The following is an 11292-nucleotide window of genomic DNA, read 5'->3' as shown; positions in this document are numbered from 1 at the left end:
GTTTTTAAAATAGTGATGGAGCCCTATGAAACTTCCTCCTCTTCATCAAATAAATAGGCCTCGTCACTAGAAACATAAGTAACAGATAAGCTTTGACGATACTCTTGTGCCATCATAGTCGTGGTGAATTCCGCAATTGGATCAATATCTTGGACTAACTTTTCAAGTGATTCTACATCAGCATAAAAGAACTCTTTGCGCATATTAATCTTATTCACTCGGGATAAAGCTAACTGCTGATGAATTTGTTGTTCCAAAGCTACCGCATCGTTACTGAACATCATTGCATGTACATCAAACTTAAAGGGTACTGAGGCATCCCCTAGTTCATCAATCCGTTCTGACGGATCCAACCGTCTTGTCATCCCAATTTTAAACATATGATCACCGAAGGAACCCAGGTTTGATATCACATACACATGGCCTGCTTTTCCGTTTGCGCGTTTAATAATTTCTTCTTTCTTTTCTTCTAACTCCTGATATTGTGACTCAAGCAATGAAATACGCTCCTGTAATTCTCTAATTTTTTCTTCGTTCGTTTCGGACATGAGAAGCTCTTTATTACGATTCATCTCCACAAAATATTTTTCTTCTTCTTTTTCTATCTTTTTTCGTTCTTCTTCAAGCATTCGTTTCTCTTCCGCTTCCTGTTTCATTTGTTCACGAATTCGTCGCTGCTCTTCTTTCTCTTTCTCACGCTGAACATAGTAGCTATACTCAATGCGAATTGCTTGTTCGAATAATACTTCTAGCTCCATTAAGAATCTTGTAATTGTATTAATTAACGCTGCATTACCATTACTAGCAATCTGCAAATATTTATGTATCAGTGCTTTTGAGCGTTCCAACGCATCATCTAAGTTAGTATATGTTAAGGTATACAGTATATTTTGAAGTTCTGCCTGTAACCCGATGACCATTAAATCATAGATCGTTATATTCGCTTTTGTGGTATATCGTGAGTGATAGTTTGTAATAAGTTTTTTGATATCTTTATTATTGCTGTTCATTTGACTTCGCAGTTGCCTGGACGTTTTAAAGTGTAAATCCAAATGAACGACTGTATCTAGAATACCCTCATCATTTAATGCTGCCTCAAAATCCTTTAGCTTATCCTCGATCCTGTCGTAATTAACTGACTCGGGGAAAAGCTCTATCAAATTCTTTATCGCTAGGCTTTCTACCTTCCCCTTTTTAATTTGTGTTACTATACGTTTCAACTCTTTTTCAAGCTTTTCCTTTTGGCCTTGTTTCTCAGCAAGTTCATGTCCTAAATCTACATCCTGCTGTAACATAACTTGAATTTTCTTCTCATGATCCATGCGTAATTGGTCAAGTTCGATAATTAGAGCTGTTCTAGATTGTTCTATTTCCTGCCGAGCAGTCATCTTTAAAGTTTCCAACTGGTCTTCTTGTTCACGTCTTTCTTCATTTATCTCATTTCTCATTACAATGCGCTCTTCGTTCATTTTTTCTAAAACTAATTGGTCTAATTGTTGAACTTGCATTGTCAGATCCGCTAGTTGTCTTTCTTTTTCCTCGACAGCCTCTTGCAATGAATTCACAGAACTTTCTAACGAAAACATCCTTTTTAACCGGTTAAAGAAGCTCGCCATACTATCACCTATTTTCTATTAAATTTCGTAAGATAAAATTAAAACGTAGCATGCGTCGCCATAACTCCTTCTATGTAATATAGTACAACATATGGGTACATTTTCCTACTATTCATGGATCGAGAAATACCTGGATAAATATGAAGTGATTTTGACGACAATGTTATCCCAACGCGGTACTACAGCTAACCGAATTAGAATCAGAAGTAGCCGTGTAGAAGAAGGAATAATTACAATGAGTAAGATAGGGGTGTTTAAAGATTCCTGTTGTTTCTTCATCAGAAAATAAGCAAACTTAATGGTTGTAGACTTTCAGTTTCGATATGAAGGAAACCGAGCCCGCCCCCCTTTTTTTCTTATACACGTAATTCAAACTATACTTCTTCCTCCCCATAGAACCTGATTTTACACGAGTATAATCAAGCTCTTTTTAAAATCCTCATAATCAACGCAATACTCCGTTCTTCTTCCGCGACGACACAAAATATATTAAGCGCATATTGATTCGGATCGGAGATGCATTTTCCCATATCAAAGCCGTCCACATAGCCTAAGTTAACTCGGCTAAAGAGATCTCTAGGCATTCCATTACTTTATTCTCTTAACCAGTTGTCGCGTGGGCTACCTTTTTCGCTCTTTAGGGGATACTGTACCACTAACCAGAATTGTTCGCTCATTCGGATCACCCGCCCATTTTTGATATTCCATTTACATTTGTGTACATAAAAAGGTATAAAAACCAAATATAAGTCACCTTCTTAGCCCTATCAATTATTTTCCTATTCAACCCAAAAAGCCCCTCCCAGCGGTTATCCAACCGCGCGGGAAAGGGCTCCTCCATTCATTCCACCATCCTATCCAACAACAACACCGCATGGATATAAATCTTGATACCGTCCCAAATGTCCTGCAACCGCAAGGCTTCATCCGGCTGATGGGGTTTTCCTCTTCCGGCGGGGAAGGGATTGCCGATATCGGAGCGGCTGGGGCCGAATGAGACGGCATGGGGGAGTTTGCGCGCATGTGTGGCGCCTCCCATGACATAGGTCGGCAAGTCGGTATTCAGGCGTTGATTGGCCAAATCAACAAGGCTTCGAACGATGGGGTCAGTCTCGGGAATATAGAAGGGCGGGTTATCTTCGATATTCGTTAACGTGAACCCATACTCCGCTCCGGTCGCCCGCATTTGATCGATCAATGCCTGTGCGTTGGCCGACACCGCATACCGGATGTTGACGTTGACGATCAGCTTGCCTTCCGTTAAGCGGACAAGACCTGCCGTATGCGTCGTTTTCCCGGATGCTTCGTCTTCAACATCAACGTGAAGCCCGTGGCCGTAATAATCGGCAAAGGCGGAGGCAATAAAGGCGGCAGCCTCCCTGGCCGTTCCCGTTAACAATCCGCATTCCAGCAACGCAGTCGCCAGCTTGGGGATCGGGTTGAGCGTCCCTTCCGGAAAAGCCGCATGCCCTCCTATGCCCTCCGTCCGGACTTGAATCCCGCCCTCGGTTTCCGTGACCGTAAAGTCTTCGCCGAGCGCAGCTTGCACTTCCGAGGCCGGGAAGCCTTGGATGACCGCCGAAGCGGAAGGGGGAACGACATTCGATAATTCGCCGGCCGTGAACGAAAGCAAATTGCTGCCGGATACATCCGCGACAAAGTCAGCGGTCAATATGCCCTTCTCCCCGTTGCCCAGCGGGAAAAAACCGTCGGACACCACCGAAAAGGAAGGCGTATCCGACCGCAAATAATGCTCGACATCGCGCATGCCGGACTCTTCGTTGCACCCCAAAAATGCGGTTATCGTGTGGTTCAGCCGGAGGTTATGGTCGCGCAGGAATTTCAAAACATAAAGCACGCCGATCACGGCCCCTTTATTGTCCGCAGCGCCCCTGCCGAACAGGTACCCGTCCTTCACAAACGGACCATAGGGGTCAAAGGACCAGCCGCTGCCTTCCGGCACAACGTCGAGATGGGAGAAAAAGCTGATCGTTCGCTCGCTATCCCCCGGATAAACCGCGGAAATGCCGTAATAGTCATGCTCTTTGGCCTGCAGACCGGCCTGCGCGATCAGTTCGCGCGTCAGATCCACCGCCTGCGCGCAGCCTTCGCCAAACGGATGGGCCTGGCCGGGGAAGAAGCCTTCCCCTACACTGCGAACGCGCACCAAACGCTTCATCGCTTCCAGCATCTCCGCCTGATGGGCAAGAATCCACTCGTCCACGAGGGCATCGGTAACGGCTTCATGAGACCCGTTCATTTTACGCTTCCCTGTGCATGGGCATAAAAAGCGTCGATGCGGCGGTCCAGTTCCGTCACGATGTCGCCGGACAGCTTGAGCCCGGCACCGCGAAGATGGTCTTGCAGATGACTTTCTTTGCGGGCCCCGAAAATGACGTTAATATACTCCCCTTTAGCCAGCAAATAGGCGACCGCCAGGCTGGCGCGGCTGCAATTCAGCCCCGTGACGATATCCTCCAAACCATTCACGAATTCCAGTACGGCGGGGTACAGTTCCGGTCCCCACAAGGGATCGCCAGCGCGGGCACTGCCCTCAGGCGCCGTATAATCCTTGTCGTATTTCCCTGTAAGCAGCCCGTTGGCCAGCGGGGAATAGGCATGAAAGCCGATGCCGTTGGCTTGGCAAAGCGGCAAGATTTCCGCCTCCACTTCACGCGACAGCATGTGATAACGACGCTGGACGATGGAGATTTCGCCGAGCTCCAAATAGCTGTTGATATGGTGCGGCTCGCAGTTGGAAGCTCCGATTGCCCGGATCTTGCCTTCCTTTTTCAGATCCGTTAAGACCCCGATGGTCTCTTCGATCGGCGTCAGAAACGGCTCGACCGCCGGATTATGCGTATAGTAGATATCGATATAGTCGGTATTCAGCCGTTTTAAACTCTCTTCCACCTCTACGCGGATCGTGCGGGCACTGAGATTACGTTTTACCCGATGGCCGTCCCAAGTAAAACGATAACTCCCTTCCTCATCGCCCCACCATAGACCGCATTTGGTCGAGATGATGGTCTGGTCGCGTCTTCCCTGAATCGCTTTGCCTACAACTTCCTCGCTATGCCCAAAACCGTATACGGGCGCCGTATCGATAATATTGACTCCCGCATCCAGCGCGGCGTGAATCGTGCGGATCGATTCGTTGTCGTCGGTATCCGGAAACTGAAAGCCTCCGCCTATTCCCCATGCTCCCAGGGTAACCGCGGAAGCCTTGATGCCGGAACGCCCAATCTCCCTATATTCCAATCCAACCTCCTCCTTCCTTAAGCCTGCTTGTCCAATCTGAGGACCCCACCCACGCCGACATTTTCATCCGCATGCTCTTTAACGATGACAATCGTCGTATAAGAACTTCCCGAAAAAAAGTCATCCGCTGCCGCCTGAATATTTTGGACCAGCGCACGCTTCGCTTCAACCGGTTTGGGAGCCGTATATACGAAGAAGGTGATTTCCTCGTAGGACCTTTTCGTAGCGTAGGCCTTGGGAAGCTGATGAAGTGACACGCTTTTCAAGTGATCCGGGAGCCCCAGGGAGGTGGTTACCGCGTTGCCGATCACCTCGATAAATTGTTCCAGTTGCTCTCCTGCCAATTCCGTATTGGAAATACCGATTACAGTTGCCATATTTTATTCCTCCTGATTGTTATTATTGTTGGATAACGTGCACGTCCCTTAGTTCAGCGGTTTCTTCACCCCGTGATAGGTTTCCAGAAGCCAATCGCCGTATTCTTGCGACGTCATGAGTGCAATAGCTTTGTCCAGCCACTCCGTATTCTCGTATCCTTCTTTCACGACGAAGATGATGCCGCCATAATTGCTGTAGACTTCCTTCGTTTCCTCGAACAACGTCACCACTTCCGGATCGTTCATTTGATAGACCGTAATCGAAGGCGCCGTCATCGCATCCAGGTCCGGGAATATGCCGACGCGGTTTCGGGGATCCGTTTCCACGAAGTTCAGATTCTTCGGATTCTCCTCAATGTCCAGCAGGGTCGGCAGGTCGACGCCCTCTTTCAGTTTGATGAGCCCGTTGGCCTCAAGCAATTGCAGCTCCCTTGCCCGGTTCGCCGAATCGTTGGCAATGCCTACTTTGGCGCCATCAGGAAGTTCATCGATGGATTTATACTTCTTTGAGACGAACAGGACAGGCGTAGTGAAGATTTCCGGGCCGTAAGCCGCCAGGTGCGTGTTTTTGCTTTCATTGAAGCTCTTCAGATAAGGCTTGTTCTGAAAATAGTTCGCGTCCAGGCTGCCGTCCTCGGTAGCCGTATTCAAGGCGATATTATCGCTGAATACCCGTGTTTCGATGTCATACCCTTCCGCTTTAAGCTTTTCGGCCACATATTGAACATCCGGTTCCTCGCGTGCAAGGAGACCGATGACGATCTTCTTGTTATCCGGCTTATTCGATTCCTGGCCGGAGGAAGCTTCATTCGAAGAAGACGCTGCCACGTTCTTCGCGTTGTTGCCGGAGCAGCCGGCCAGAACCGTGCTTAGGATCATAACTGCGACAAGCAAAATTACCGTTGTACTTTTTTTCATAGGGAGTATTCCTTTCCATGTTGTAATTGGAGTTCTATTTATTTGATTTTCTTATAGAGAATATTGCCTAGAATTTGCAAAATTTCGACGATCAAAATCAGAATCAACAAGGTGCTGTACATGACCTTATCGTTGAAGTTTTGGTAGCCGTAGGTTAACGCGACGGCCCCCAGCCCTCCCGATCCGACCGTTCCGGCAATCGCCGTAAATCCCAGAATGGAAACGACCGCAAACGTCATTTGCGAGACGACAAGAGGAATGGACTCTTTCACGATCACGTGGTACGTAATTTGCCAATCCGAAGCGCCGAAGGATTTCGCGGCCTCGATCAAACTCGGATTGATTTCCTTGAAGCAGTTTTCGAGCAATCTGGCGATCAAGGGCGAACCCGCCACGGCAATGGAAAAAATAGCGGGCCCGATTCCGATTGACGTACCGCAGATCAGGCGCGTCAACGGAATAATCGCGATGATAAGAATGACGAACGGAATGGAACGGAGGACGTTGATCACGACGCTGATCGTCTCATAAACGGCCCGGTTCGGGCGAAGCCCCCTCTGATCGGTCGTGATCAAGACAAGCGACAGAAGAAATCCGAAAATGACGCTGGCGGCGAAAGAACCGATCAGCATGAAGATCGTTTCGCGCAGGCCCGGCAATATGATTTTCATCAGCATGGTCTGCCAGTCATACTCATACATCTATAGCTTCCTCCATTCCACGCCGCGGTCGTTCAAGTGCCGTTCGACGACGGGGAGGTCTTCCTCGCTGACCCGGATCGTAAATGATCCGGCTACCGTATCGCGGTACTTGTTCAGGCCGCCCCAAATCACTTCAAACCTCACTCCCGTCTGTATCGCAACATCCGAGAGGATATCCTCGTTTTCGCCTACCCGCTGAATAATTTCCAGATGGGTTTGCCGCTCCGAACGGCTGCCGTTGCTTTCTTCGCCCATAAAGTCGTCCAGCATGTCCCGCTTGTTCAGGAAAATATCCTGCACATCCCCGGCCACCTTCAGTTTTCCTTCGCTCAGTACCCCCATTCGGTTGCAGATCTGCTTCACGACGGACATCTGGTGCGTAACGACGACGATTGTAATGCCGAGCTCCTGATTGATTTTTCGCAATAAGGCCAAAATCGACTGCGTGATGTTCGGATCCAGCGCGGAAGTGGCCTCGTCGCACAGCAGAATTTTGGGATTCATGATCAAGGCGCGAGCGATCGCTACCCTTTGCTTCTGTCCTCCGCTCAAACTTCGCGGAAGCGCGTGGATTTTATCCGAAAGCTCCACCAATTCCAGGACGTCGCGAATTTTTTGGTCGATGTCTTTGACTTTAAAGTGCTGGCACTTGACCGGGAACAGAATATTCTCATACACGGTCTTTCGCTCCAGCAAGCTGAATTGCTGAAAGACCATGCCGATCTGGCTTCGGAGCAGTCGAAGCTCCTTCTTGTTTAACGCTTGGATATCGATGCCGTCGACCGTCACCAAGCCGGAATCAAACCCTTCAAGGCCGTTTATGCACCGGAGCAGCGTGGATTTGCCCGCTCCGCTGATGCCGACCAGACCGTAAATATCCCCGGCTTCGATGCTGAGCTGAATGCCTTGAAGAACCGGCGGTCTTCCGTCATACGTTTTGGATAGATTCTGAATCTCAATCATGGGCAGTCCCCTTGCTTTCGAGCGCCCGGACGGCGAGTTGCCTTAGAACCGCATCCTCCATCGGCGGATTGTGAAGCCCGAACCGGACGTCGCGGTACAGCCGCTGCAACGGATGCGATAATGACAAGCCGTGGATACCGACGATCCGCATCGCCTTGTCGACGACCGACAGCGCGTTCTGTACCGCCAATACTTTGGCGGCGCCAAAATCGCCGTCCCACCCCTGCACGGAATCAAACTCCTGATTCTCGTATTTCCCGGCAACCGAATATAAAAAATGTCTGGCCGCCAAAATCTCCAACTCGATCTGCCCTAAAGTTTGCTGAATGTTCGGAAGACTCGTGATCGGATGATTCAAGCTGTTCGGCTGATAGCTCCGGGCAAAACGTACGGCTTCATCCCTTGCCGCTTCGGCAATCCCCAGATATACCGCCGGAATAAACAGGATGAACGGATTGGGCTGGAATACCTTCGAATGCTTTCGTTCAATTACTTTCGCGGAAAACGGCACTTCCGCATCCCGCAGCACCAAATCGTGACTGCCCGTCCCCCTCATGCCGACCGTATTCCAGGTTCGGTCGATGGATAATCCCTGCGTCCCTTTCGGGATGAGAAAATCGGATACTCCTCCCGTTTCCGGTTCAAAGGCCGATACGATGAAATAATCCAGCACGGGCGCAAGCGAAGTAAACCGCTTCGTTCCCGTGATGCTGTATCCGTCCGGCGTGCGCCGTGCCGTCGTTTGCGGAACTCCACCGCGCGAAGGGCTTCCGGTCGCCCCTTCCGAGTCGGCCCGGTTGATCAAAGCGCTGCTGCCAAGGATCTCCCCGCACAGCGATTCAAAATCCGTTGTCCTCCAGGGGCGAACGGCTCCCAATTGCAGCACGGTGCTCATATGCCAACCGATCGCCAGCGCGGTAGCGGCATCGGCTTGCGCGATTCGCTCCTGGAACGCGAGAAAATCGGTCAAAGAAAGGCCTCCGCCCCCCAAATCGGACGGCACTGCCAAGGCAGGGTAACCGATTCTTTTCAAATCGGAGATCAACCCGTAATTCAAGTCGTTCTCGACATCCGCCTTTTCGGTTTCCGCCGCGTTTTGTTCCAATACGGCATCCAATCGGGCAAGCCATTCCTGCTGTTTGTCTGTTGTTGCCGGTCCGTGCCGGTCTGACGGCATTGGCTGCACCCCCTTCTATGCGTTGGTTGAACTTTTTTTAAAACTATAACAGCCGGGATTCCGAAATTGAATGTCCAAAAGCGATTCCTGCTTTGTCCAAATGCGACTTATTTTATTATTCATATAGATTTACTTTGTTTTATGTCAAATTCCGTCTTATAATAATGCCAAAGTAATACTTAAATCTTACTCGGGAGGTGTATTTCATATGTCGACAAAAGGTGATGAACATATCCTCAATGTACCAAATAAGTATTTCTTTACTCCGACATCCTTCGAAAAATCGAGCGGCGCTTGGCCGGTCAGGATCGGAATCAGCGAGGCAAAGGTCCGTCGTCCCGCTTTCAAGAGTCCGCGCATCGAGCCGCATTACAGCCTGATTTTCATCCTGGATGGAGAGGGGATATTTATCCAAAAGGGTAAAAAATACCAGTTAAGAAGAAACGATTTATTCGGCGTGTTCCCCCAAGTCCCCCATGAATATTTCAGCGTCGAGTGCGATCCCATGCACTATATACGATTGACCTTCGAAGGATCGCAATGCGTTCAATTGCTGGAAAGAATCGGGATCAAACGCTGCACGCCTATTAAGGTCAACGGATATACCTCATCGGCGCTATTGCATCTTCGCGAACTCATCGTGCAAGCGGAAAACACGGGAGATCGCGACCGGGATCTGGTACGCTTAAGCACCTTCCTTCAGCTGTTCCGATCACTGTCCCGGCATGTTCCGGACGAAATCCGCAATATCGACTGCTCGGACGAATGGCTGGAGCGGGGACGGGAACACATGGAACTGCATTATTCGGAGGATATAAGCATCGAATCCATCGCGAGGTATGTGGGAATCGAACGTTCTTATTTTTCAAGAAAATTCAAAACGGCCTATGGAATCACGCCCTTAAAATATTTGCAGAACATCCGGATCCATGCCGCAAAAAAACTGCTCGAAACTACGGATTTAAGCCTTGCCGCCATCGCTCCGTCCGTCGGGTATGTCGACATTTTCTCGTTTTCAAAAGCTTTTAAAAAAAATACGGGCATCTCCCCCGTCGAATATCGCGCCGCCGCGAACCGGCATATCATAGCAAGCAAAAAAGTGAATTTGCGATGAAATCATAATTCAGGTCATTCACAATGTCCCTACCTTTCATGTTACAGATCATTGCCCATTAGCGTAACGAGGCTGCCGTTCAATTTCGCGGCAGCCTCGTGTTATTCCTCTACTAAGAATGATCTATATCGTTCTGTTGATGGAGATGCAAGAAATGCGTGATATCCGCAATATCCTTAGGTTCACCCCACCTACCGAAAATCGATAAGCTGACTCCGAAATTCATTTCCACGATCCCTAACGTCACCTCTAAAACCTTGTGCGTAGCCCTCAGACCGATCTTATTCTCGGACTTTGGTCCAATCGAAATTCAATCGCAGGTCGGTTTTCCCCCCTCGGGGAATCGCTTACCATAAGAAGACTAGCTTAGAAGCGGCGGCATCAAAAATATGGCAACCCGAGGGAAAGGACATGGCGTGAAACCGAGTTTTGAAACCCACAATAGGAGGAATGTAAGAAGTGAAGCAGCTCATCGAGTTCAAAAACGTAACGAAAGAATACAAAATAGGGGAAGTGACCATCAAGGCCCTGGCGGGTGTTGACTTTTCCATATCAGAGGGAGAATTTGTCGTTGTTTTGGGGGCAAGCGGTGCCGGGAAAAGCACGATTTTGAATCTCCTTGGCGGTATGGATACGGCTAACGCAGGTCAAGTGTTGGTTGGCGGTCAAGAAATCACAAAGTTCAACGAAAAAAAATTAACAGAATATCGCGCGGAGAAGGTTGGCTTCGTCTTTCAATTCTATAATTTAATCCCGAATTTGAACGCGCTGGAGAATGTGGAATTTGCCACGGAAGTATGCAAAAACCCTCTCAACGCTAAAGACATTTTAAATAAAGTCGGCTTACAGGATCGAATCAAAAACTTCCCTTCCCAACTCTCCGGAGGGGAACAACAAAGAGTTGCCATAGCGAGAGCTGTTGCCAAAAATCCTCTGCTTTTACTCTGTGATGAACCCACCGGTGCTTTGGATTATGTTACAGGTAAGTCCGTCTTAAAGCTTCTTCAAGATTTGAATAAGGAAACGAAGAAGTGTGTCGTATTGGTCACGCATAACTCCGCGATTGCTCCTATGGCCGATAAAATTATCAAGGTTAAAAGCGGGATGATCGAAAGTGTGACTTTGAATCATGAAAAACGGAGTGTCGAAGGGATTGAGTGGTAAT

Annotated in this window: 10 protein-coding genes; 2 read left to right on the top strand and 8 right to left on the bottom strand. The window is 48.7% G+C overall.

The annotated features are described in order from the left end of the window. Window positions 1-23: 23 nt before the first annotated feature. The 8 genes from DFP94_RS25720 to DFP94_RS15945 all read right to left on the bottom strand — a co-directional run bounded on the left by DFP94_RS25720 (window position 24) and on the right by DFP94_RS15945 (window position 9013). A complete protein-coding gene (locus DFP94_RS25720) occupies window positions 24-1616 on the bottom strand; it encodes a GIY-YIG nuclease family protein (protein WP_245954876.1) in 1593 nt (530 codons plus the stop codon). Window positions 1617-2457: 841 nt separating this feature from the next. After that, the gene (locus DFP94_RS15975) at window positions 2458-3876 is read right to left on the bottom strand and encodes a Sapep family Mn(2+)-dependent dipeptidase (protein ID WP_114497460.1); all 1419 of its coding nucleotides are present in this window, start codon (window positions 3874-3876) and stop codon (window positions 2458-2460) included. Next, window positions 3873-4877 (bottom strand): aldo/keto reductase, encoded by a 1005-nt coding sequence (locus DFP94_RS15970; RefSeq protein WP_181873174.1) that lies wholly within the window; start codon window positions 4875-4877, stop codon window positions 3873-3875. The genes DFP94_RS15975 and DFP94_RS15970 overlap by 4 nt, the downstream gene beginning before the upstream one ends. Window positions 4878-4894: 17 nt before the next feature. After that, complete coding sequence (locus DFP94_RS15965; RefSeq protein WP_114497458.1) at window positions 4895-5254, bottom strand: tautomerase family protein; 360 nt, start codon at window positions 5252-5254, stop codon at window positions 4895-4897. A gap of 48 nt (window positions 5255-5302) precedes the next feature. Next, the gene (locus DFP94_RS15960; protein WP_114497457.1) at window positions 5303-6172 is read right to left on the bottom strand and encodes a MetQ/NlpA family ABC transporter substrate-binding protein; all 870 of its coding nucleotides are present in this window, start codon (window positions 6170-6172) and stop codon (window positions 5303-5305) included. Between the two features lie 38 nt (window positions 6173-6210). Then, window positions 6211-6873 carry a methionine ABC transporter permease gene (locus tag DFP94_RS15955; RefSeq protein WP_220270924.1) on the bottom strand — a complete coding sequence of 221 codons (663 nt, stop codon included), beginning with the start codon at window positions 6871-6873 and terminating at the stop codon, window positions 6211-6213. After that, the gene (locus DFP94_RS15950) at window positions 6874-7836 is read right to left on the bottom strand and encodes a methionine ABC transporter ATP-binding protein (RefSeq protein ID WP_114497456.1); all 963 of its coding nucleotides are present in this window, start codon (window positions 7834-7836) and stop codon (window positions 6874-6876) included. It abuts the gene before it with no gap. Further along, window positions 7829-9013: an acyl-CoA dehydrogenase family protein gene (locus tag DFP94_RS15945; RefSeq protein ID WP_114497455.1), complete on the bottom strand. Its 1185-nt coding sequence runs from the start codon at window positions 9011-9013 to the stop codon at window positions 7829-7831. Before DFP94_RS15945 ends, DFP94_RS15950 begins: the two co-directional genes overlap by 8 nt. 208 nt (window positions 9014-9221) lie before the next feature. Here DFP94_RS15945 and DFP94_RS15940 point away from each other — a divergent pair, with 208 nt between their 5' ends. Beyond that, window positions 9222-10127, top strand: a complete 906-nt coding sequence (locus DFP94_RS15940) for an AraC family transcriptional regulator (RefSeq protein WP_114497454.1) — start codon at window positions 9222-9224, stop codon at window positions 10125-10127. Between the two features lie 459 nt (window positions 10128-10586). Continuing rightward, on the top strand, window positions 10587-11291 hold the full coding sequence (locus tag DFP94_RS15935; protein ID WP_114497453.1) for an ABC transporter ATP-binding protein: 705 nt from the start codon (window positions 10587-10589) through the stop codon (window positions 11289-11291). Window position 11292 lies beyond the last annotated feature (1 nt).

Source organism: Fontibacillus phaseoli (assembly GCF_003337355.1).
Classification (GTDB): domain Bacteria; phylum Bacillota; class Bacilli; order Paenibacillales; family Paenibacillaceae; genus Fontibacillus; species Fontibacillus phaseoli.
This window is presented reverse-complemented; position numbering and strand designations above follow the sequence as displayed.

Excerpts from the sequence above, each read along its gene's own strand:
- DFP94_RS15955 (WP_220270924.1), bottom strand. The coding sequence starts at position 6,873 with ATGTATGAGTATGACTGGCAGACCATGCTGATGAAAATCATATTGCCG.
- DFP94_RS15965 (WP_114497458.1), bottom strand. The coding sequence starts at position 5,254 with ATGGCAACTGTAATCGGTATTTCCAATACGGAATTGGCAGGAGAGCAA.
- DFP94_RS25720 (WP_245954876.1), bottom strand. The coding sequence starts at position 1,616 with ATGGCGAGCTTCTTTAACCGGTTAAAAAGGATGTTTTCGTTAGAAAGT.
- DFP94_RS15960 (WP_114497457.1), bottom strand. The coding sequence starts at position 6,172 with ATGAAAAAAAGTACAACGGTAATTTTGCTTGTCGCAGTTATGATCCTA.
- DFP94_RS15940 (WP_114497454.1), top strand. The coding sequence starts at position 9,222 with ATGTCGACAAAAGGTGATGAACATATCCTCAATGTACCAAATAAGTAT.
- DFP94_RS15945 (WP_114497455.1), bottom strand. The coding sequence starts at position 9,013 with ATGCCGTCAGACCGGCACGGACCGGCAACAACAGACAAACAGCAGGAA.
- DFP94_RS15950 (WP_114497456.1), bottom strand. The coding sequence starts at position 7,836 with ATGATTGAGATTCAGAATCTATCCAAAACGTATGACGGAAGACCGCCG.
- DFP94_RS15975 (WP_114497460.1), bottom strand. The coding sequence starts at position 3,876 with ATGAACGGGTCTCATGAAGCCGTTACCGATGCCCTCGTGGACGAGTGG.